Below are 21,305 nucleotides of genomic sequence, written 5' to 3'. Positions count from 1 at the left end.
AATTTTACTGCATGCATTATGAAATCACATTAATATCATCATACATACTACCATCTATTGTAATTATAAATGTCTCTTGATAGGTTAATTCTAAATCCTCACCCCTAATTACATTACCCTTACTATTAATATACCATGTGGGATATTTCACTCCGTAAAATTTAACAATACAGTCATATTCTCCATCTGTTAATTCAACAGGGCTATAGATTTTACGGGCCTTAATATTGCTATCGTTATTGGGCTCTAACGTAAACTCACAGCTATCTATAGGGCCACTAATCCATTCCATAGAATAGTTATTAGCCACCTGGTAGATATTATTGTAGGTCCACTCATAGGGTTTGTTTTCAAGCCAAATGACCTGCATTTGGGGTGTGCCACTGAGCAAGTTTTTGTTATAGCCTACCGTAATATTAGCTAAAGCATTTATATTTATTCCGTAACCACTGGCAATAATATTGCCAGGTCTCAGCCTTTTGCCACTAAGTGTTATGTTTATTTTTGCCTCAGTTGTTGCTACAAAGTTATAGTTAAACTCAATAGTTGTTTTAGGACGTTGGTAACTTACCCTAGCAATCTTTGAGTGAGCATCTGCTAATTTATATAGTGGATTAAAATCTCTGGCATAAAAGGTTTTAGTTTTGCTAGGTATTCCTTGCATTATTTCTGTTATGGTCTCGCTATAAAACACCTCATTATTACAAACATAGTTAATGGTATATTCAACCTCTACAGGTGGGTTTGCTTGTAAGCTAAAGTTAAAGGACTTTACATCACTCCATACTGCAAACACATCTTTTACACGATACTCTAGCTGATAACTACCAACATCTAAGGTCTCAGGTATTTTATAAGACCAAGGTTTACCTACTTTTCTAAACCTTATTTTACGGTCAATAATGCCTTTATCTGCTCTGCTAAATTGAAAATCTGGATCGTAGCTTTTGTCTAACCAAGTAGTGTCGTAGACTTGGGTGTTGTAGTTATATAGCCATTGTAAATCAAAGTCTGCTATGGGCTTTTCATGTACTAAAACCTCTAATTTAGGCTCATTGGAATGCAAACCTTTGTTTTCATGATCAATAGGTTTATCTGTAATCTTTCTATAAACTAGGTACTTACCTTTTTTAGTAAAGTTAAGGTCTAGGTTAGATTTACTTATCTCCTGATAGTTACCATCACTATAACTACTATTGGCAAAACTAGCTATACCTGTGTTGTTATCAAAAACATTTGGGTCATGTACAACCTGGTATGTTAGTTTGTCTAGTGGGTCATTTTCAGCATCAATATCAGCAAACTTAATATTTAAACTATTATTTAGCAGTAAGGTATACTGAAGCTCATAGGGATTTTCATTTTTAATTATCTCTAGGGCTTCAGCTAAGATTGAATCTACATTGCCTGTATATTCAATAAAAAAGTCATGCTGAACATTATTCTTGTTAGCTACTGAACTGGAATAAATAATCTTACTATCGCTTCTATTTTTAAGCATACTTAAGTCACTGTTACCGGTAATGCTCCCATCGGCAATATAGATTATGTATTTCTCACTGGTGTCTCTAAAGATATCGTTAAAGGGTTGTTTTACATGTTTATAAACTGTTCCACGATAGTATCCTGTGTAATCGTCATAGCTTACCCATTTTGCAACCCATACCTCATAGGTTTTGGTTACAGTGCCACTATAATAACCTCTATAATATTGATACTGTGTTTTTGAACCATCACTATGCTTTACAGTTTTAGATCCAAGTTTTTTAACACTTGTTTTATAAAGAGTACCACTATAACCACCTGAGTTGTAGCTAATGGAATATGTACCTGGGGAATAGGAATCTACCAAATTGCCATCGGCATCGTATTCCGACCATGCTGTTGAGCTGATTGAACCAGTAGCAGTTTTACTATCCGTTTTAGTTACATACTTACCTCTATCCACCTTGTAATCATCGTTTACCGTTCGGTACTTATGTAACGTACCACTATAGCCATTATTGCTATAGCTAATGCTTGATGAAGGGTAACTACCACCCGTGTTTCTTGTTCTAGTTACCTCTTGAGAATAAACATAGGTATGTAAATCCCAAATATTAACCTCTGGTACAATGCTACTCTGTCTTAAATTATTAACTATATCTATACGTTTACCCTTAACCTCGCCAATTTTGTTAAGGTTTAAGTTGGGGTCAGTTAAAATATAAATATCTGCTTCTGGAAATTCTAAAGGGATATCTACATACATCTTGGTCATAGGGCTTAAGTTTTCAACATGAAACTCCCGTTTTTCGATAGTAAATCGTTCATCTTCTGGTTTAATAAACTCTAACAAGGTATCCTGTCCAAAATCCTCATGTACCTCATAAACCATTTGATAACTGCCTAATTCTGTAGGGATATATCCATCGTAATTTTTGGCATTATCATAGCTCTTAAGCTCTGTTTCAAACTCTCCATCTTCGTCTTTATCATAGAGTATTTTAAGGCTTTGAGTGGTAATAATATCATCATCTAAGCTGACAGCCTCTACCGTAATATGGAGCTGTTCATTACGAGCCAATACATTATTCCAAACATTAAAGATAACTGCTGGATTATAGTCTTTATAAATAGGTATATCTATTGAATAGGGGTCACCATCTCGCAAGCCGTTATTGCCTTTAAGGGTAAAGCGATACAGCCCCTCTTTTTTAGTTAGAAATACTTTTTTATTTACATTATTGGTGTAGCCTGCTCGCATTTTTAGGTCTGCCATATCGCCCTCAAGGGCTTCTATTTGCCAACTATAGCTAATGGGGTACTTGTTTAAAACATAGTCATCATTACAAGACTCCGATACATTAGTCAGCTCTATTTTTCTATTTACTTTAGTAGTGCCAGAAATACTATAATCCAAGCGTGGTTTACTAGTGTACACATAAACCCAAGTTGTAAAATGACTCTCTTGATTATCTATACTTTGATAATTAACACTAACCTTCACGAGCTTGTCGTTTGCACCTAACAGACCAATTGTTTCGCAAAAGGTATAGTTTCCTGAAAAAAATCTATTGTAATCCACCTCTCTACCATCTACAGTAACACTCTTACTCATAGCTTCGCTTAAATCTGTATTATCTGAGGGTTTAAACGCTACCATATCAATTGCCTTTTTGGGGATACTACAATCTGGTACTACAATAGCAGGTGGCTCTAAACTTCGGGTAAAGTTAATTGTTTGTTTATAGCTATTACTCATTCCCTTATCATTAGAGACTGTTTGTGTTACTTCAAAGCTACAGTCTGCTTCATTAGCTTGAATGTAGGGATTAGTAAAGTTAAATATCTCTTTTTCCACATTGCTTGTTATTGCAATGGGGTAATTAAAGCTATGTTGCTCTAAAGTGGTCATGTTTACAATTGTCCATTCATATTTAGCTATATCTCCTACCGAAGCGTCTTGATAGTTAAGCGCAGAAGCCGAATAACCTTGTTTTTCTATTATGTTAGTAATCTCAAAATAAGAAAAAAGGCTTGCTTTGGCTGTAATATCGGCATTATCCATAGCTGTTGCTGTATTACTTTTTTCTTTGGTCTTATAATCTATAAACAATGAAGCATGGAACTCTACTGTACCCGAATCCACTAAGTCTCTACTAAGCTCCACGTAAAAAACATTTTTAACACCATTGATACCATTGTTGCTTTTTTTAATAGCCTTTAAGGCTTGTCCACCCGGGGTGTTAAGGGTAATATTCCATTCTTTAATATCTTCTCTACAATAGTTTACTGAACGCTCATAAGCATCTACTTCTTTACCACTATACATTCCATAGGAAACATTATCGTAAAACTCTTCGTCTTTTAGTAATCCTATAACCTCTACTTTTGCAATCTTTTTTTGCTCTCCAGTATCGTAAACTAATTCATTCTTATTTAGTATGGTACATCTTGCCTCTATTGGGGTTTGGTTTTTACCCTTTACAGCTGGAATACTAAACGTCCAGTAATAGTCTTTATTACGTGAGTAGGAATGATTTATCATTCTGCCTCGTCCTGGGTGTAATGCCGAAGGTGGCGAGTCTACGTTGAAAAAATAAAATTTTTCTAATCCCATAATTTCATTTGATTTTAATTTTTGATTATTACGTCCATCAATAGCTCTATTTATATACCAATCTAAGGAATTATTTATATACTCTATTGCTTTATTACTATTAGACTTATATGCTATTACTTCTTTATTTGTATAACTAATTTCTCTCATATAATGCTTTCCCAACCTCCAAGGGTAGGAGTACCAAGTTATATCCTCTGGGGGAATATCTGTACGGTAATCTGCTGGGAACTTAGGGTTTGGGAATTTATTACCCTCTCGTGTATAACCTAAATAGCGATACTCACACTTCTTACCCTCACTATCCCTAAAGTAATAGGACTCTAAGTTATTGGGGTCATCTTCGTGGTAGTACTTAACGTTGGCTGATCCATAGTTAACCGTGCTATAGTCTCCGTAAACTACTAGGTGTTTATCTTGCCATAGCTCTGTATTAATTGGCATGTTTTTAGCGTTATACTGGGATATACCTATGGGCAACTCTTCTTGAATAGAGCTATAGCTTATTTGAGCAGATATGCCTTGATATACATTAGGGTTATTACTGGCACCTATTACCACTCTTGGCGTGAGAGCATTTATTAATAAAACAAGTACTAATAGTACTGTTATTTTTTTTCTCATGCTATTTCTCCAATTTAATTATACTTGTTTAATTTCGATATTAATAACTAAAATACCATCAGAACCTACTTTAAATATCACCTTTCTGTTATTAAGGTAAAAATAGTCTGTTGTAAACTCAGATGAGGATTTTTTGCTATGTTCAATAATCTTATTCAATAATACATCTGCTTCTTTTGCAAATAGGAACTCGCAGAGTTCTTTAATAGTATCCCAGTGATACTTTTTTAACATCTGCCAATGGGGGTTTAACTTAAACTCATAAATACAGCCATTCATGTTATCTCTGTTATCTCTTATTGGACTATTTCTTAAATACCCCATGTCCATACTAAAATCACCAAATACTGTGTCTTTTAGATATTCATTGTTATCCAATGCAAATTTGTAATCTTCATAACTTTCAGAAAAACTAATTGATAACATTCCATTTTTATTATTATACGAAAACCTTCTATATCCACCTTCAGCATAGTTATGCATTTCAGCGGAAGCCTTCTCCATTATTTTAGCTAACTCAAAGACCTCATAAACCACCTTATCTTCTAGCCTGTAGTAAGGGGCATATAGCGTCATTGGTTTATCTGGCTTCATAGTGGCTATAGTGCTACCATTCTCCCAGGTCGGCATATAGTATAAATGTTCTAACTGAATTGATTTATCTTCAAGCCTAAAGGGATTGGCTCTATTTGGCTCTAATAGCTTCATCAAAACGGTTGTGGTTTCAGCTCTCGTAATTGGCTTTTCTGGCTTAAAGGTATTATCTCCATAACCCCCAAAAAACCCCTGTATATAGGCAATTTGACACTGTAGAGGGTACTCCCAACTATTGTGAATATCTTTTACTTTATCGTAGATATAGCTAAAAAAGAGTCTATTTGCCTCGGGGAACTCGTCCTTAAAGTATCTGGCAGCTCTCGTAACACAGTAGGCTACTTCACCCCTGGTTATAGGCTGGTAATAGTCCTCTTTGTTTAAATACAGCTTCTTTTGCCCTATACCCATGTATGGTAATATACCTAGCCACTTACCCTCTTCTATGGCTTGTTTCGCCCAATAACCGTTTGGCAAACTTAACTTTGCATAGTCCTCATAGTAACTCTGCAGACTCATAGGAACGCTTAATTTATATAATGTTGTATCATGTTTTGTTGAAGAAACTTGGTATTTTTCTTCACCCATTTTATGTTTCATTATTCTAGTTAGCCAAGCAATTAGTTCTGCCCTACTTACTGTGGCATCTGGTTTAAATGTACCATCGGAATAGCCACTGATCATGCCGTATTTGTTTAAATCTATAATAGATTGTTTTGCCCAATGGCCGCTTATATCTGAAAACTGCTTTTCTGCATATGTAATATTAGTGTTAAAAAACCCAGTTGTTAACATAACAATTAGTATAACTATTGCTTTAATTCTTTTCATAAGTTCTCCTTTATTACCTCAATAGCCTATATGTTGAGTACGTGACTTTGCTTTAAACGGTAGCTTAACTTTTACATTTTTAACTATGCTTTGTTGCAATAAAAATGGGCTTGCGATAATCTCTCCCTTTACCTCTATTGTAGGAGGCTGTTTAACTATAATAAAACTAGTGATATTAAGGCGATAATCATCACCAAAACTATTATCAGCATTTAAACCAAGCTCTGTTATCAATAAGGTATTAAAAACTTCTTTAGCCTTTGCTTCATTTATTACGGCAAAGTCTTCTCTGGTATCTTCTGAGATAGCTATGCTTACTGACATATTCACTAAACGTTGCATAGTATTTTGTACAGTTCTATGTAGCTCATAGTCCCGATAAATTTCTAGTACTAAAACCACAAAAATACCTATAATAAGTATTAACTGCAGATACATAAAGCCAGCGTTGTTTTTTTTATTAAAAGATTTTCCAATAGACATGTCCTACTCCTATCATCTTTTTACTTATAGGAAGATTAATTACAATACTATTGGTAAAAGTAGGCCGATAAATAACTAGCTTAACTGTATCACTTACCTGCACTGAAAATTGGTTTTTAAGCTGTATTCGTCTCTCACCATTTACATCTTTAAATGGCCCCTCTATATTAATAATTGGTTCAATATTATAGGCATCTTTAAGATCCTTAATTAAACTCTCTACATGTTCATTAACAGCACCATTGCTTTCAATACTGTGCACAATTGTTTCACACATATGGGTTAACTTTATATACTGAATAAATGGTTTTGGCAAATAAATAAATGACATTATAAGGCTTAAAGCAATTACAATTTTAAATAAATCGGAGATATACAAACCACCTCGTTGATCTGATTTAAGCTTTAATAAAGTATGCATGTTATCTCTAAGGTTGTCTTTATTTTTAAAATTAGCTTAGTGAATAAATCAGGAATTGCTGTTTTTAATACCACTAATACTAAACCACCAACTATAACTACTAAACCAATTTTCATTACAGTTTCAGCAAAAACCCCACCTCTATTGCAGAAACTAGCTATCCATTTTTTTATAAAATTTATTGGTTTCATTTACTTTCTCCTTATTTATTCTAAGAATTTTAAGCTTGTTATTATATTAATTATTAAGGGATACGTTAGTATTACTATAAAGCTTATTGCGATGCCTGTAGTTGCAATTTTAATTTTGTTAGGCCTTTTTTCTAGGGCTTTGTTTAGGTTTTTAAGAGATAACATTTTTATGTCTCTCTCTAGTATGTAAAAGAATACCTTTTGATCAATTCCCTTAGCAGTACCTATTAAGCCAGAAACAAAAGAAGTGACTATTGGAATATTAAGCCTTTCATCAAACTTGTAAAGCGCCTCTTCCATGTTACCTGTTTTTAAATCAGTTATTAATACGTCTAGGTCATAACTAAATGCTTGTCCACAAATTTGTCGATACTTTTCCAATATTTTAATAATATCTTTTTCGCCCTCTAAGGCCTGGGAAAAAGACCTAATAAATTGAGGTAGCTCAAACTCAATTTGGCTATTGATTTCAGTAATTTTTTCAGGTAATTCATAGCCTTTATTTATCGTAAAGGCTAAGCCAACTAAGCCACAGCCTATGCTTACAATGTAGAGTCCTAAAATCCATATGCCTAGAGTAAGAGCCACAAAAGTAAAAGCAATTACAATAATTTCTGCTACATATTGCTGGCAGGTTTTATTTTTATAGCCTACTTTTTCGAGGTCTTTTTGCAGTTTTTGAGCTGTAAACTTCTCTAAGTAAATATACTTACTTAAATATTTAGCTAAATATTCTACATACTTTGTAAACAGGCTTCTTTCATCTTTGGCTTTCATTAGCTTTATCATTTTAACTGCTCGGCTTTCGGTTGTTACAATTACAAATGTTAAGAGACTATAAAATCCAAAAGCAATTGTAAAGAAGATAATTATTTTTAGTAGTATTGTTATCTAAATCACTCCCTATAAAATGCTTATTGGCTTACTTAATTTTAATACATAATAAGAGCTAATAAACATTATTGTTATGGTTATAGCAACTATTATTTTACCTAAAGGGGTGTTCATTAAAATGTTATACCAATTTGTATTCAAGACTCTAAGTAACGGAAAACTGACTAAGGTTAGCAGTAAAACACTAAAATAGTCTTTATATACAGCATAAATCTTTGTGTCGTACTCTGCTTGGTGTTTTCTTACATCAGCCATTTCTGTAATAATAGCGGGCAAGACATTTCTGAGGTCTCGATCATCTTGGCACTGAATTAAAATATCACACCACCTATAAAAGTATTTATTGTTTATTTTGGCTCTCATATTAAAAATTGCTTTGTTTATATCAGGGTTTATCATTTCTATATCTGTAATAAATTCGAGCAATACTTGCTTTAAGGGCTCATTTACTCTCATTACATTTTGCTTAATAGAGCTTACTAAATCCTCAATTTGCACATAGGTATTAGTTACCAAAGACAATCCTAAATTAATGCTATCATTTAGTGCTTTTAGATATCTGTATTGCAGGTATTGAATAAACTGGTAGGGTAAAAAAAAGAACCCTAAGCCTAGTACAATAGCCAACAATAAATTGCCAAAGTACATTCCTAAGCCTACTCCAAATAACAAAAGAATAATTGAAATTTGAATTACGGTGTCTGCTTTAAGCTTAATGTTGGCTGATAAAAGTGCTTGTTCTACTTTATAAAGATACTTTTTAAGCCTACTAATCGATGAATTATTTATCATTAAACTGTGACTGGTTGTTGTAAGCTGAACTGCTTTTGACCATCTTATTTTGGCTAGTTCTTTAATAATATCCGAAATAGATATGCCAAATAAAATAGATATTCCTACAAATGTAGTAAAAAATATTATATACTTCATTTTTAGTTTACCTCTCCAGCATTCCACTGCGGGTTTGCATATTTTTTTACAAGCTTTAGGTCGCAGCCATTTGTAATTAGCCTATTAGCCAAATCATTACTTATTTTATTTAGCTGTTGATGTTTGCCAATCATTCTTATTATTTTTGAACTGTCTTCACTTAACACTCTACCCTCAACCAAATATTGAAATAACATATTACCTGTTAAAATATTAGTAACAGGATTAAATTTTAAGGCCTCAAATACTTGCATATATTTGCGAGAGCTATCTGGCAATTGGGCTTTAAAAACCATAATGGGGAATGCGCTAATAATTAATCTCATAAGTAACTCTTCAGAGAGTTTAGTGCCAGACATCATACACATCTTTAAAGTAAAAAACTTATTATTATTTCCTGTGATTTACTACAACTATAAAACGTTGTAATTACAATATATTTTGAGGGTTAAAAAATTTATCACAATTTATTATAGTCTGTAATATCTGTTGAAAAACCTATTCACCGTAGGCAAAATGTCGGCAAAAAAGGGTAAAAAAAAAGAGACATCTAAGAATGATGACTCTTTTGCATTTTACCAAATTTTTCTTTATTTATCATATTATTAATAATATATTCATTATGGGGGTAATCAAAAAGTTTATCAGTAACATAATCTTCATATGCTGCTAAATCAGATAAATATTCCTCCTCACGTCGTGCCATCTCTTCTTCTAATTTTTCCACCTCGGCAATTTCGATACCAAAAACATCTTTTACAGTCTTATAAAAATAAGGAGAATAAACTATATTATCATTTAAGCCAGCCAAACTAATACTATCTATAATGCGATTATGAAGTTTTTCCTTATTATCACTGTCACAAAAATCTGAGTAATTTCTAGTTATAAAGTACAACTTATCCCTTTTATCAAACTCTGGTATTAGTTCTTTAATGTTTAAAATAGTTTCTAATATCAATCCATCACCGAATTCCGTTTGCTTCTTGTGGAATGGGGGTAATTTATGCATTCTTCTCATCATTACCTTTTTAGTAAGTAAATCATTGGTTCTTACCGTAATAGAATTTGCATTCTTAAAAATATTAACTCTAAACCATTGTTTCATTTTATTCTCTATATCATCAAATTCATTAACTAATAAAACTTTAAGCTTTTTCAGATACTTTTTAATACCGTCTATTTCTTGCTCATATGTATTAATAGGATAGCTAGAATATTCTACCCAATAACAACTCTTTAATAGTTCTCTAGTGCTACCTAAATTATCCTTAGCTATACTTAGTATTGAATCAACATTTCTTACAAATTCATGTATTACAACTTCGGGTATAACTAACTTACAGTTATCATGTTGTAACAATTTAAGCAAAATATCTTTGCACTTTTTGTTGATACTTACAGATCTGTTTGAGACCAAATCTAAATATAAATTTGTATCTAGCAGAATATACTTCAATATTGCTACCTCCCTAAATATTTCTTACATATCTATTACACACCAAACTTCCAAATCCTGCATATAACAAAAAAGAGCCTAAGCTCTTAATACATTTATGACAGAAGATATTTAATAAAATCATATTCAACCTCAAGAGCAGCTTAGCTGATTGGCTTTGCTGGTCTTTAACTATAACTCAACATCTTTTTTTCCAATTTTCTTTAATACTTCAGGAACATACAGTCCCATTTTATTGGCACACCCAACTATACATTGAACCTCATTATAAATAAGCACATAATTCCCAATAATAAAAAGAGTACCTTTTGGCAAATAATCTTCAGAAATAACAGGAGATAAGATAAAAAACGCACACAGTAACAAGTATGTCCAAACGAGTTTTACTACTGCATTCCCTGTTGCTACAGCTTTATCCTCCCCTAAACGAAATGCTTTCATTACTCTTGTTATAAAGGTAATTATTGAAAGACCGATTAAAGATCTAACAGCAATAGGGAAGCCATTAAATGCCATAGTTAAAGTGGTTAATACTGTTACAAAAAAGCATTTTAAAGGAGTTAACCTAGTAATAGATTTTAATGAGTCTTCCATCTCTCCAACTGACATGTAAGGAATATCAGAAAAAATACCACTCATAATAAATCCCGCCTTTTTAGGTATATACTTCATTATACTCCCAAAAGGATTATTGTAGACACTTCTTTCAGATTTACTTACGATTACTTCTTTTCGAGTTAGCTCTAGGTATTCTTGAGCTTTTTCTAAAACTCCTAATGATTCTTCTTCAATTTGCTTTTTTACTATATCTGGCATGTCAAACATCGCCTGATATAGTAGTCTTGAATTATTCATACAATTTTCAATATCATAAATTAATGATTCTTTTATTTCCGCTTCATTCTTATTTGCTAGAGCTTTAGTACTATAAACTTTATACAACATAGCGTGTTTCGACATAAGTAAAATTTTCCCTTCTAAAAACTAGATATAAATTTCTGGATATTCCCATTCCACAACTTATTGAATTCTTCATTAAGTAGTTCTTTTTTACTAATAAGTAAACTATTCAATTCATTCCTATCCTGTAAACTTTTTTTTAATTTATTGCTGATTGAATAGAATACATAACTTTCACCTATACCGATTTCTGTTTTTAGATCGTTATTATTATTCTTTCCATTAATAGTTATAGTTAATTTATTAATTTCATCAAAGTATTTGTGGTTATCAAATCCAGTCAAATTTTCTAACTCATCAAAATATACTAACTCTATTTTATTAAGACTACTAAATTGGGCTGATTCTATTTTATAATTAATGGTTTCTAAAAATTTTGACACTAAAATTAATTTATCATTATCTTTATCATCATTTATGTAATATAAAAAGATTAAAAATTGCATCTTCTCTTTTGTAATAGCTACCTTACTTACTGGTGATCCTTTTTCCATCACTATATTATCTTCGTTTAGCTCAACTGATTCAAAACCATACTCTTCTTTTAACTTACTTATACACTTCTCTATGCTTTTTAGATCTATATCTGATAACTCTAGACTAATAGATACCATCTTTGGCACTAATGTATTCATTCCAGCACCTCACAAGTAAACTTTCAATTTATAATATGTACATATACCAATTTAAGATTACATTATATTGGAATATTTTACAAGACCTTTTTATGTACAAAAGATAACCTATTATAGTATTTTATAAAAATAGTAAATAAAATCCTCTCTTCAGCAAACCAAAAAAAGAGCCACCCGCTAAGGTGGAATCTCTTAGAGTTACTTAATTATTATTTTCATACTCCATTACTTCAAAGCATATAAATACTTTAAAATAAAAAAAGAGCCATCAATTAAGATGACTCACTAAGTTTTACTATTCTATTAAACATTTCAAGTTGAAACCACGCAGGTAGAGGTTTATATAAGTTTTCAATCTGCTCCGGATTTGCTACTAACCCTCTATCCACTAACTCATTTAATGCATTTTTACCAATCTCCACTCGCCAATCAACTTGTACTCCAAACATTTCATTAACAGCATCTACTATAGTAATTGCTGCTATTTGCCTAAAGCTATCAGATTTTAATATTTTCAAATCTTCCGGGTTAGACATAAATCCATGTTCAATTAAAATAGCTGGTATACCAGCCCTATGAGTTTCACGTGTCATATAGAAGTTTGGCCACTTCCCAAGATTGCATTCTCTAAGACCTCTGGCTGGATGTGGAAAATGCTTTGTTGCGTGTCTCTCCCATATCTCAGCAAACTGTTTACCCTTCTCACTTTCATGCCAATAAAAGCCCCAAAAACCACGTGGATTAGGGCTTTTATTATAATCAGCATGAATACTAATAAGTAGGTCAACATCGTTCTTAATAGCAATATTTAAACGCTCAGATAGACTTACTGTATTAGCATGTAGTGGTTGGGTTAGTACAACCTCATAGCCAGCTTCGGTAAGTAACTTTTGAGCATAACCGGCAACGGCAGAATTAAACTCGTACTCTGTCATTCCTTGGCCACCATTCTTGCTATCAAGGCCGTGTCCTGGATCTAGTGCTATTTTAATCATTGTCTTTATTCTCCGGTAATGGTGGGTTTGCATTCTTTTGTAAAAGCTCAATTATCATATTTAAGATTTTCGGTGTCTCTAAGCCCATGCGGTTAACGTTCTCTAAGATTGATATTATTTCATTAGCTATATAGAATGAAATAATTGCACTCCTTAAAATTGTAAATCCTAAAAGTATATCAACCTGGTGCCCTATCACTACCAACATCAATATTAATACTTTTTTAGCTACACCTTTAAAGCCAACCTTACTGCTAAGCTTATGCTCTATTATAGAAGCTATCATACCGCTAATATAATCTAAAGCTATGAATATTAGTAGTATCTTTACCATTGAGTCATACCCACCAATTAAGCTTGTGAATGCTCCTCCAGCAATTGTAACTAGCCACATAGCTGGGCTATCAGCGTTCTTAAATACTTGCATTAAAAAAGTTTTCATCTTAACACCTCAATATTATTTAAATTAAAAAAACACTCATTTAGAGCGTTTGAGCCTCTTGTTCAGTTATCCAGTTAAGTGATATGGCTTTTTGTTTCATGGCTTCAGTTAATAATCCTTTTGCTGATAGTCGTTGTAATACTTCGTACATTATATTATCCCCCTAGATTGTTAGAATTGCGAGTGCCAATTGATCTACTTGATTTTTAAGTTTATCTATCTCACTTTTAGGTGGTTCTGGTGTATATTCTACCCAGGTGTCATTCTCAGTCTTAAGATATTTAATCACACCTTCAAGTTCTAATTTGATATCAGTTAAATTAGTTGTATCTACTGTAAATACACCCTCTGTAAATTCACCAATTTTATTTGTATCATTTAATACATAACCAATTACACTATTATCACTTACGTTAACCTCATACTGCTTATTCTCTAAGCTAAATTCTAGTGATTTAACTTTAATAACGCTACCTTCAACCGATACGTCTTTTTTAGTCACAAACCCATAATGTACGTATGCATTGTCATCTGTACCAATTAATATTTCATTTTCTATTATTTTTAACACATTTTCACCTACTCATAATTATATTTTACACTAGAACTAAACGAATTTACATTTGAACCTGTAGCATTTGCTCTAACCGTGAACGAAGAATTAAAAGTTAAATTAACGGGCAAATCGTAACCATGAACTCCATTAAATGAAGTGGAACCTGCTAATCCTTTTCCTAGCGCATAATTAGTAGCAGTTGGTCTACTTATCTGTTGCTCTACCCCTCCATCGATTGAATAATAAATATTATATGCTCCACTTATTTGAGAGGTATTAGTTGCCACTATCTCTCTAATAATTCCGCTTCCTGTAAAGCTTGCAATGGTTGTTAATGCTGTAGGTAATGAACTTGCTTCAAAATTAATTACATTAAATTTATTATACACAGATGCTCCTACTCCTTTCCAAATAGTTCCATCAGAACTTACCTCTAAAACATTATTATTAAACCTTATATAATTACTGCTAACTTTTAAATATCGACCCGCTGCAATATCACCATCAGGGTTAGTTTTAACAATCTTGTCTACTTCACCTGTAGTTGATACCATAGAGTCTAATCCTATTTGTTCAGCAGTTACATTATGAGGATTATTAGTTAATGCTATATGCTCATGAGCATCTGTTATACCCTGTTCAATCTTTTGCATATTTGCAGGGCTTGCTGCTGTTCCCCCTTGGGTCACATCGCCCTCAATTAGAGTGAAATCATAAGTATCTGTCGTGCCTGGCACTAATGTTAGCTTGTACCTAAGTAAAAACTCCCTTAACCTTGGGAGCCATTGTGTAGGGTTATACAACTATAATCACCCTCTCTTTATCGTATTTTTTGCGTTAAATCTTAGTGATTCAAGTGTAGTTTTATCTTTTGAGTAGATAACTCTAGATATTAATGTTCCACTATTAACTGTATCTGTACCACCAGCAATAAAACCAACTTCACGTATGTTATAAGCTCCGTCACTATCAAGTAATTCAGCAACCGTATCTAACACACCATCATTAGATTTTGAGCGTGAAGTAATGGGAACTCTCTTTAATTCATTACCTAATTGAGTTTCATTACCTGTAACTGCAGTAGTATCATCACCTATAGCTATATAATTAATTTCAGCATTTACGCTATCACCATTCAATGCATCTCTTAATAAGTTTAATGCGTTTGTTGTAACCATTACTTCTCCCACCTCTTCCGAACTTCCTATACTTGTGTATAAATCCATACCATTAACTGAGGTAAACGTGTTATTATTTAGAGTCTTGTTCTTAATAAACTCAACCGTTAACTCTTGCGAAAACTTCCATGTCTCTGAAAGAGATATAAGAAGTATAATAACCTCATTTTCAGCTATAACAAATTCTCTTTGTCCTTTAAGTAAGTCCTTAAAGAACTCTTCCCATCCGCCTAAAGCAGCGCCGTCAAGGGCTGAAATATCGTACTCTAAACTGCTTGAACCACTAGCACGTATATTTACACTCTCTATTAAAAAATTTTCATTTAAACCGTATAAAGGCTTATTTATTGCTAGTAATTGTCCAGCTTTTAACCCATTCACATTAGTTCTAAAAGTAGTTCTATCTGGTACATTCCCATACTTAGATATTAGACCTTCTGCAAACTCGACAGCTTGATCGCCAGTATCCAGTGATGTTTCTGTTACCAACTTCTCATAGATTCCACTAGTACCAGGTTCTTTTGCCTTACGCTTCTCAATTTCTTCCGGACTATCTACAACTACCATGATGGGATAAAGACCTTTATAACTAACCTCTATTACATCACTAGATATTAGGACAGGTTCAGATTGATCTTGTGCTATTACGTTGCTACCATAGCTAAAGTAAAATTTTCTGTCTTTGTCTAAGCCATTTACACCGATATCATCTTCTGCAACTTGCACAGAATTTATATAGATATCTGGTTTTTCAGCTATTGGGAATCTAACAATAAAGCTTTTTGATACCCCATCTGGCTGAGGTGTTGGTTTTCTTTTTACTTGGGTAATAGTCTTTCCTTTACCTGCCCTAATATATTGTTTATTCCTGTACTGGCTCAGTGATCTTTTACGTCGAAAATCAACATGTTGCACTGCTTTACTTAGTGTAAAAGGAGCTAAGTTATGAGAACGGTCAAAGAAATGCAGCTTCTTATCATTATCAATGTTCCAGTTAAGACCAGTTACATTCTTCAAGTAGTTTAATGCATCTGAACATGGTATATAATTAAATACTACCTTTTTCATTATTGGGCCATTTACTATATTGCCTGCTGTAACATTCTCTTCACTTAAAATAGGAAGAATAATATTTTTAACAACATCTCCTGCATATATGTCTACAGCTGAATTAGCTACTGTTCTTTTATCTGCTAAAGCTGAGTTATCTACTGCAGTTATTGAGTAGTTTAATATCCCCGTATAAGGCTCAAAATCTTCTATATCATTAATAATTCCAGCAAATATTTTTGTGCCGTTTTGGGTAACTACAATGGTATCACCGTCACTAATACTGACTAACTCTCTTAAGTCAATAACAGTACATGATAAAGTAGTTCTAGCATTTATCTTATCGCTAATACCCCATCCTGCTTCTACTAGAACAACCTTGTCATTAATTCTAAACTTTCTCATCATGCAGTCACTACTCCCAGTGTTCTAAGCCTATTAACAAATAAATCACCTAACTTATCAGCATCACGATCATTGAATAGTTTAGGGTTGTTTATATTCACTGTTACGCCCCCCATTTTATTCAAAGGGGTAACCCTAGCTCCAGCTTTAAGGTCTAGTATTTCAGGACCTTTCTCGCCCACAAGCACACGACCAGAACTTACTATGTTTCCACCAGTCGCAAGACCTGGTATATTACTTGGTGTATAACTTGTACTTGGTACCGAACTTGAACTCATTTTGCTTTTACTTGATTTCCAGAACATTAGTTTATCTTTGAGCCAATTGAGCTTATCTGTAATCCAGTTATAGATACCAGACCATACAGACTTTATACCTTCCCATAATCCCTTCAAGAGTGCTTTTCCAGCATCGAGCATCATAGGAACGAATCCCTTAATTACATCTATAACTAAGTCTAATGCCTTGCCCGCAATATCCTTTAACCCGTTCCAGATATCTGAAAAGAGTTTCTTAACACCTTCCCAAAAACCTTCCCAATCTCCGTTAAAAAGGTCTCTAAAAATGTTAAAGATATCTGTTATTACATCAAAGGCTGTTGAGAATATGCTTTTAACAACTTCAAAAGCTGAACTTAATACAGTCTTAATATCTTCACCATACTTAGTCCAGAATTCTTTAGCGAAGTCAATGAATGCAGTAATGTACTCTCTTACAGTATTGAAAAGTGAATTAAACTTTTCTACTATGTAATTAATAGTCTCTTGATTCTCAGCAACCCAATCTTTTAGCCAGTTTATAATTAATCTAATACCTTCAATAAACCCAGATACAAATCCCCCAATTATAGTAAATGCGGTGCTAAATACCGCTTGTATTTGAGGCATATTAGTTATTACCCATTCACTAAAAGATTGAATCATTGGCATTAATGCCACGCCTATCTTAGTGAATACAGCGCCTATGGATCTCTTCATTGTGTCTAATGTATCAGTAAGCTTTACTCCAGCGTCTACGGCATCATCACTTAAGACCATACCCATTTCATTAGCTTGCTGTTTTAGCAATTCTGTAGCCTCAGAACTACTATTAAGAAGCGGTAACAATTCTTGGCCACTTCTTGCAAAAAGTTGTTGTGCTAGATCTGCCTTTTCTATGCCATCAGACATTTTTTGAAATGAACTAATCGCTTCATTAAATACTTGCTCTTGTGACTTTATTTCTCCGTTAGCATCCCTAACAGAAACACCGAGCTTATTAAATATTTCAGCACCTGCTCCGGTTCCCTCTATTGCATCACCCATACGCTGGCTAAGAGTTTTCATACCGGACTGCAAAGAATCTATGTTTACACCAGATTGGGACAAGGCATACTCCCACTCTTGAAATCCTTTTCTAGACAAGCCTAGTCTTTGACTTAATTTATCTATTCGATCAGTCGTTTCAGCCGATTTAGAGGCAAGTTTATATATTGTAGCACCTGCTACTGTGGCCATTCCTGCTACAGCTAATCCTACCTTACCAGCTGACTTTACGACTTTAAGAAATTTACCAGCTACCCCCTCAGCCTTTTTATCTGTTTTTGATAAGCTTTTATTTGCTTTATCGTTATCAACAAATATAGAACCGAACAGCTTAAAGATTTGCACTACTAACTCCCCCCTTCTCGTATGCCTCAACAACTTTTAGCATTTCTTTCTCAATTTCTTTGTAAGATTTTTGTGAGCATTTGCGCTGTGGTTTAATTACTTCTTTTTTGAAGTCCTTAAATGACTTAAAGGGTAGAAAACCACAAGCCATAAACGGGTAGGAGTTAGACCACAGCTCCCATGAAGCTTGTTCAATTTCCTTTTCTTTTGCTTTAATAAGTAAGCCTGTTAGTTTATTAGCTGGTACTCTTAATATAAAATCTAAAGAATAAAAGCTATGTAAAAGGCTTAGAGTTTCCTCATAGCCAATTGCATAGCTTATTTGAAAAAATCATGTAATTCTTTATCCTTGGCGATATCCATAAATGTTTTAACTGTTTTAATGTAAGATTGCTCTTTAATCTCTTGAACTGTTTTGCCTTCTACCTTAGCAACTACGTTAAAGAATTCATCTTTTACTTTATGAGCATTCCGTATAACATACTTAAAAGTATCTATCCCCAATTGAGTTGCATCTACCTTTTTGCCTTCACACTTCTTAGTTACTTTCTTTCTATATTTATCTAAGTCTAACTTATCATATATATCAAGCATATGTGGTAATGCATCAAATAATCGTTCACTTGTTATCATTTTAATTACCTCCAAATTAAAAAAACTCTAGCTAATACTAGCTACAGTCTCAATCTTAAATAAGTCTTTTGTATCATCGGTTGCTGTCCAATGTGCGCTGATTTCAAGAGCTATCTCGCCCTCACCCTTCGGAGCTGCTGCAAATGTTAATCCATTTTCAGCCATGGCTTCATATAGTGTTATCTTCCGATATTCACCCTTAACTGTTCTTGCAAACATAGTTATATTTTTTAGATAGCTGCTATCTTGTATAGCTCCAATATTACTTGTTTTACCTGTTAAAGTATATGGTGTTGTATCTCCATCACCTTCCAAGGTACAGTACGGTAATGCAAGGGCTAGTTTATCTACAGATGTATCCATAATAGTTACATTAAGAGCTGCGTTCATATCATCTATTACTTGCAATCCTTTGGTTTTACCCTTGGCTCCATCAAATTCTATGTCTCTTACCGTGGCAGTAACGCTAAACTCCCCACCACCACGTACGGGGTTTAAACGTTCTTCATCAGCTTCACCATAGTTTTTATATATAATTCCATAATCGATTTGGATATTTTCAATTTGCTTTTTAGTTATCAATTTAATCCTCACCTTTACTTAAAATAAACCCTCATATCAATTGTAATTCTTACTCTTGATATTGAAGGCTCGGAATCAGGAATGTTTAATCTACTGCTGTTATAAAAAATTACGCTTAATCTTTCATTGTTTATTACAGTTCCATCAAGTGCATTTTCTATATTATCCGCTAATGTTTCTAATGCTGTTTCATCTTTTGATTTATTCCAAACATCAATATCAAGTGAGTAATCTTTGCTTGGTCTACTATCGGTACTAGTCCAGTTATATACAACATAAAGAGGAAACTCATTTGCTGAAGCTTTTTTTGGATACACGTGAGAGTGCAATTCTTCTAACTTTTGTTGTATAGCTTCACGTAATGCTATGGTATCAACCATCATCAGCAATCTCATCCTTTTCATTTATTAATTGGAGAGCCTTATGCTCATCCTCAATTGCACTTAGATATTGAGCTTGAATTGTTTTGATCGTTTCTATATTTTCTAAAACTGTAGGCTTTATAAAAGGTCTAGCTGGCATTTTTGATGTGCCAAACTCAAAGAACATTGCATAGAACGCATACTTTAAACCCTTTTTCTTAGCCCTTGATCTATCGTAAACTCCAATCTGCAAATGAGGTATGCCATCTTTACTTCTACGTACCCAAGATCCTATATTTTTATTTAGATTTCCTTTACCTTTTGGGGCTCTTGCTTTTATTCTTTTCCTTAAGAATTTGGCTACATCACGTAATGCTGCCCTACACAACTCTTTAATTGTATACTGTGCTCTATTTACATTGGAGATATATTCAACACCATTCTTCTTTACTTTTACTACGGACTTTGGAGTAGGCATTAAATCACCTTCTTACAAGTTAATTCTATCTCTTCAAATCCGGTAGCGTATGCTCTTAAAACTCTATACCGGTTACCTTCAAACTCTACTTCTTTTTCATTTTCATATTCATAGCCATGGACAATAAAGACTATTTCTGGATTCAACCCTGCCATTGCAGCACTATAAAACTCACGCCTTGTAATAGACTTTTTCTTGCACAAAATAGTCTTTCTTACTTCAATAGGTATTCTATTGCCTATTGCATTTTTGTTATTGTCATCAACACTTATTAAAGTAATTTCATGGTCATACATTACTAGTCCCACCTACATGAATAATTAAGTTGTGGAGTCTAAATTGTAAATGCCGAGGCATAGAAATATGACTATCTTTGTTCTTGTATCTCCAAATCGAATAATCAACAATAAACATAAGATGATAAGGGTTAGCACTATCTAGCACTAACCCTTTTTCATCTTCTAACTCTTTAACTACACCAGATATTATAGCTTGTAAATAAGTGTCTCTTACAGTAGTACTGATACTAAGCCCAGCCTTTACTAGTGTTAATATTTGTGCTTCGTTCATAGACTCACAACCTTATGACTTAGTTACAGTAGCAGTATAAATTTTAGTTGTAGTACCGTATTTAACAGTTGCTTCAACTGTGTTTACACCTTCTTGCCATGTAGCTGCTGTACCATTCTCGTGAACTACATCGTTTACTTTAACCACAACTGTTACTCCTTGCTTCAATGGTGTTGCTGTAATTGTATTTGAAGCATTGGTTGTATCTGCTGTATATGCGTATACATCACCAGCGAAACTAGGTGATAACGCTAACGCCCCTATCGCCAGCCCAGATAAGG

The 21,305-nt window shown here is 33.4% G+C and carries 24 protein-coding genes; all 24 read right to left on the bottom strand.

Going from position 1 to position 21,305, the window contains the following annotated elements; translation table 11 throughout:
- Window positions 1-16: 16 nt before the first annotated feature.
- Window positions 17-4,726: a hypothetical protein gene (locus IMX26_RS13315; RefSeq protein ID WP_195158877.1), complete on the bottom strand. Its 4,710-nt coding sequence runs from the start codon at window positions 4,724-4,726 to the stop codon at window positions 17-19.
- Between the two features lie 18 nt (window positions 4,727-4,744).
- Window positions 4,745-6,151, bottom strand: coding sequence for an S-layer homology domain-containing protein (locus IMX26_RS13310; RefSeq protein WP_195158876.1), 1,407 nt, complete (start codon window positions 6,149-6,151; stop codon window positions 4,745-4,747).
- A gap of 18 nt (window positions 6,152-6,169) precedes the next feature.
- A complete protein-coding gene (locus IMX26_RS13305) occupies window positions 6,170-6,634 on the bottom strand; it encodes a hypothetical protein (RefSeq protein ID WP_195158875.1) in 465 nt (154 codons plus the stop codon).
- Window positions 6,612-7,055, bottom strand: a complete 444-nt coding sequence (locus IMX26_RS13300; RefSeq protein WP_195158874.1) for a DUF4320 family protein — start codon at window positions 7,053-7,055, stop codon at window positions 6,612-6,614. The genes IMX26_RS13305 and IMX26_RS13300 overlap by 23 nt, the downstream gene beginning before the upstream one ends.
- Window positions 7,040-7,246: a hypothetical protein gene (locus tag IMX26_RS13295; protein WP_195158873.1), complete on the bottom strand. Its 207-nt coding sequence runs from the start codon at window positions 7,244-7,246 to the stop codon at window positions 7,040-7,042. The genes IMX26_RS13300 and IMX26_RS13295 overlap by 16 nt, the downstream gene beginning before the upstream one ends.
- A gap of 15 nt (window positions 7,247-7,261) precedes the next feature.
- Complete coding sequence (locus tag IMX26_RS13290; RefSeq protein ID WP_195158872.1) at window positions 7,262-8,023, bottom strand: hypothetical protein; 762 nt, start codon at window positions 8,021-8,023, stop codon at window positions 7,262-7,264.
- 126 nt (window positions 8,024-8,149) lie between these two features.
- Window positions 8,150-9,070, bottom strand: a complete 921-nt coding sequence (locus IMX26_RS13285; protein WP_195158871.1) for a hypothetical protein — start codon at window positions 9,068-9,070, stop codon at window positions 8,150-8,152.
- Between the two features lie 2 nt (window positions 9,071-9,072).
- The gene (locus IMX26_RS13280) at window positions 9,073-9,432 is read right to left on the bottom strand and encodes a hypothetical protein (protein WP_207729285.1); all 360 of its coding nucleotides are present in this window, start codon (window positions 9,430-9,432) and stop codon (window positions 9,073-9,075) included.
- A gap of 188 nt (window positions 9,433-9,620) precedes the next feature.
- Window positions 9,621-10,529 carry a PIN domain-containing protein gene (locus IMX26_RS13275; RefSeq protein ID WP_195158869.1) on the bottom strand — a complete coding sequence of 303 codons (909 nt, stop codon included), beginning with the start codon at window positions 10,527-10,529 and terminating at the stop codon, window positions 9,621-9,623.
- Between the two features lie 171 nt (window positions 10,530-10,700).
- Window positions 10,701-11,489: a phage holin family protein gene (locus IMX26_RS13270; RefSeq protein ID WP_195158868.1), complete on the bottom strand. Its 789-nt coding sequence runs from the start codon at window positions 11,487-11,489 to the stop codon at window positions 10,701-10,703.
- Between the two features lie 17 nt (window positions 11,490-11,506).
- Window positions 11,507-12,124 (bottom strand): hypothetical protein, encoded by a 618-nt coding sequence (locus tag IMX26_RS13265; protein ID WP_195158867.1) that lies wholly within the window; start codon window positions 12,122-12,124, stop codon window positions 11,507-11,509.
- 272 nt (window positions 12,125-12,396) lie between these two features.
- A complete protein-coding gene (locus tag IMX26_RS13260; protein WP_195158866.1) occupies window positions 12,397-13,119 on the bottom strand; it encodes an N-acetylmuramoyl-L-alanine amidase in 723 nt (240 codons plus the stop codon).
- Window positions 13,112-13,561 (bottom strand): phage holin family protein, encoded by a 450-nt coding sequence (locus tag IMX26_RS13255; protein WP_243259150.1) that lies wholly within the window; start codon window positions 13,559-13,561, stop codon window positions 13,112-13,114. Before IMX26_RS13255 ends, IMX26_RS13260 begins: the two co-directional genes overlap by 8 nt.
- Window positions 13,562-13,724: 163 nt before the next feature.
- Window positions 13,725-14,132, bottom strand: a complete 408-nt coding sequence (locus IMX26_RS13250; RefSeq protein WP_195158865.1) for a hypothetical protein — start codon at window positions 14,130-14,132, stop codon at window positions 13,725-13,727.
- A gap of 8 nt (window positions 14,133-14,140) precedes the next feature.
- The gene (locus tag IMX26_RS13245; RefSeq protein WP_195158864.1) at window positions 14,141-14,854 is read right to left on the bottom strand and encodes a hypothetical protein; all 714 of its coding nucleotides are present in this window, start codon (window positions 14,852-14,854) and stop codon (window positions 14,141-14,143) included.
- 72 nt (window positions 14,855-14,926) lie between these two features.
- Window positions 14,927-16,753, bottom strand: a complete 1,827-nt coding sequence (locus IMX26_RS13240) for a hypothetical protein (RefSeq protein ID WP_195158863.1) — start codon at window positions 16,751-16,753, stop codon at window positions 14,927-14,929.
- Entirely contained in the window at window positions 16,750-18,399 is a 1,650-nt protein-coding gene (locus IMX26_RS13235) for a phage tail tape measure protein (protein ID WP_195158862.1), read from the bottom strand. The genes IMX26_RS13240 and IMX26_RS13235 overlap by 4 nt, the downstream gene beginning before the upstream one ends.
- 318 nt (window positions 18,400-18,717) lie before the next feature.
- The gene (locus IMX26_RS13225) at window positions 18,718-19,032 is read right to left on the bottom strand and encodes a hypothetical protein (RefSeq protein ID WP_195158860.1); all 315 of its coding nucleotides are present in this window, start codon (window positions 19,030-19,032) and stop codon (window positions 18,718-18,720) included.
- 27 nt (window positions 19,033-19,059) lie between these two features.
- Window positions 19,060-19,614 (bottom strand): hypothetical protein, encoded by a 555-nt coding sequence (locus IMX26_RS13220; protein WP_243259148.1) that lies wholly within the window; start codon window positions 19,612-19,614, stop codon window positions 19,060-19,062.
- 14 nt (window positions 19,615-19,628) lie between these two features.
- On the bottom strand, window positions 19,629-19,997 hold the full coding sequence (locus IMX26_RS13215; RefSeq protein ID WP_195158859.1) for a hypothetical protein: 369 nt from the start codon (window positions 19,995-19,997) through the stop codon (window positions 19,629-19,631).
- Window positions 19,987-20,454, bottom strand: a complete 468-nt coding sequence (locus IMX26_RS13210; RefSeq protein WP_195158858.1) for an HK97-gp10 family putative phage morphogenesis protein — start codon at window positions 20,452-20,454, stop codon at window positions 19,987-19,989. The genes IMX26_RS13215 and IMX26_RS13210 overlap by 11 nt, the downstream gene beginning before the upstream one ends.
- Window positions 20,454-20,750, bottom strand: coding sequence for a phage head closure protein (locus IMX26_RS13205; RefSeq protein WP_195158857.1), 297 nt, complete (start codon window positions 20,748-20,750; stop codon window positions 20,454-20,456). Before IMX26_RS13205 ends, IMX26_RS13210 begins: the two co-directional genes overlap by 1 nt.
- Window positions 20,743-21,024 (bottom strand): hypothetical protein, encoded by a 282-nt coding sequence (locus IMX26_RS13200; protein ID WP_195158856.1) that lies wholly within the window; start codon window positions 21,022-21,024, stop codon window positions 20,743-20,745. The genes IMX26_RS13205 and IMX26_RS13200 overlap by 8 nt, the downstream gene beginning before the upstream one ends.
- A 12-nt stretch (window positions 21,025-21,036) precedes the next feature.
- Window positions 21,037-21,288, bottom strand: a complete 252-nt coding sequence (locus tag IMX26_RS13195) for a cadherin-like beta sandwich domain-containing protein (protein ID WP_243259361.1) — start codon at window positions 21,286-21,288, stop codon at window positions 21,037-21,039.
- Between the last annotated feature and the right edge of the window lie 17 nt (window positions 21,289-21,305).

The organism is Clostridium sp. 'deep sea', from assembly GCF_014931565.1.
Classification (GTDB): Bacteria; Bacillota; UBA994; order PWPR01; family PWPR01.
Note: the sequence above shows the minus strand (reverse complement) of the source record. Positions and strands in the feature narration are given on the sequence as shown.

Bases quoted from the DNA above. Each gene is read 5' to 3' on its own strand.
- IMX26_RS13315 (WP_195158877.1), bottom strand. From the start codon at position 4,726: ATGAGAAAAAAAATAACAGTACTATTAGTACTTGTTTTATTAATAAAT.
- IMX26_RS13310 (WP_195158876.1), bottom strand. From the start codon at position 6,151: ATGAAAAGAATTAAAGCAATAGTTATACTAATTGTTATGTTAACAACT.
- IMX26_RS13305 (WP_195158875.1), bottom strand. From the start codon at position 6,634: ATGTCTATTGGAAAATCTTTTAATAAAAAAAACAACGCTGGCTTTATG.
- IMX26_RS13300 (WP_195158874.1), bottom strand. From the start codon at position 7,055: ATGCATACTTTATTAAAGCTTAAATCAGATCAACGAGGTGGTTTGTAT.
- IMX26_RS13295 (WP_195158873.1), bottom strand. From the start codon at position 7,246: ATGAAACCAATAAATTTTATAAAAAAATGGATAGCTAGTTTCTGCAAT.
- IMX26_RS13290 (WP_195158872.1), bottom strand. From the start codon at position 8,023: ATGAAAGCCAAAGATGAAAGAAGCCTGTTTACAAAGTATGTAGAATAT.
- IMX26_RS13285 (WP_195158871.1), bottom strand. From the start codon at position 9,070: ATGAAGTATATAATATTTTTTACTACATTTGTAGGAATATCTATTTTA.
- IMX26_RS13280 (WP_207729285.1), bottom strand. From the start codon at position 9,432: ATGATGTCTGGCACTAAACTCTCTGAAGAGTTACTTATGAGATTAATT.
- IMX26_RS13270 (WP_195158868.1), bottom strand. From the start codon at position 11,489: ATGTCGAAACACGCTATGTTGTATAAAGTTTATAGTACTAAAGCTCTA.
- IMX26_RS13265 (WP_195158867.1), bottom strand. From the start codon at position 12,124: ATGAATACATTAGTGCCAAAGATGGTATCTATTAGTCTAGAGTTATCA.
- IMX26_RS13260 (WP_195158866.1), bottom strand. From the start codon at position 13,119: ATGATTAAAATAGCACTAGATCCAGGACACGGCCTTGATAGCAAGAAT.
- IMX26_RS13255 (WP_243259150.1), bottom strand. From the start codon at position 13,561: ATGAAAACTTTTTTAATGCAAGTATTTAAGAACGCTGATAGCCCAGCT.
- IMX26_RS13240 (WP_195158863.1), bottom strand. From the start codon at position 16,753: ATGATGAGAAAGTTTAGAATTAATGACAAGGTTGTTCTAGTAGAAGCA.
- IMX26_RS13225 (WP_195158860.1), bottom strand. From the start codon at position 19,032: ATGATAACAAGTGAACGATTATTTGATGCATTACCACATATGCTTGAT.
- IMX26_RS13215 (WP_195158859.1), bottom strand. From the start codon at position 19,997: ATGATGGTTGATACCATAGCATTACGTGAAGCTATACAACAAAAGTTA.
- IMX26_RS13210 (WP_195158858.1), bottom strand. From the start codon at position 20,454: ATGCCTACTCCAAAGTCCGTAGTAAAAGTAAAGAAGAATGGTGTTGAA.
- IMX26_RS13205 (WP_195158857.1), bottom strand. From the start codon at position 20,750: ATGTATGACCATGAAATTACTTTAATAAGTGTTGATGACAATAACAAA.
- IMX26_RS13200 (WP_195158856.1), bottom strand. From the start codon at position 21,024: ATGAACGAAGCACAAATATTAACACTAGTAAAGGCTGGGCTTAGTATC.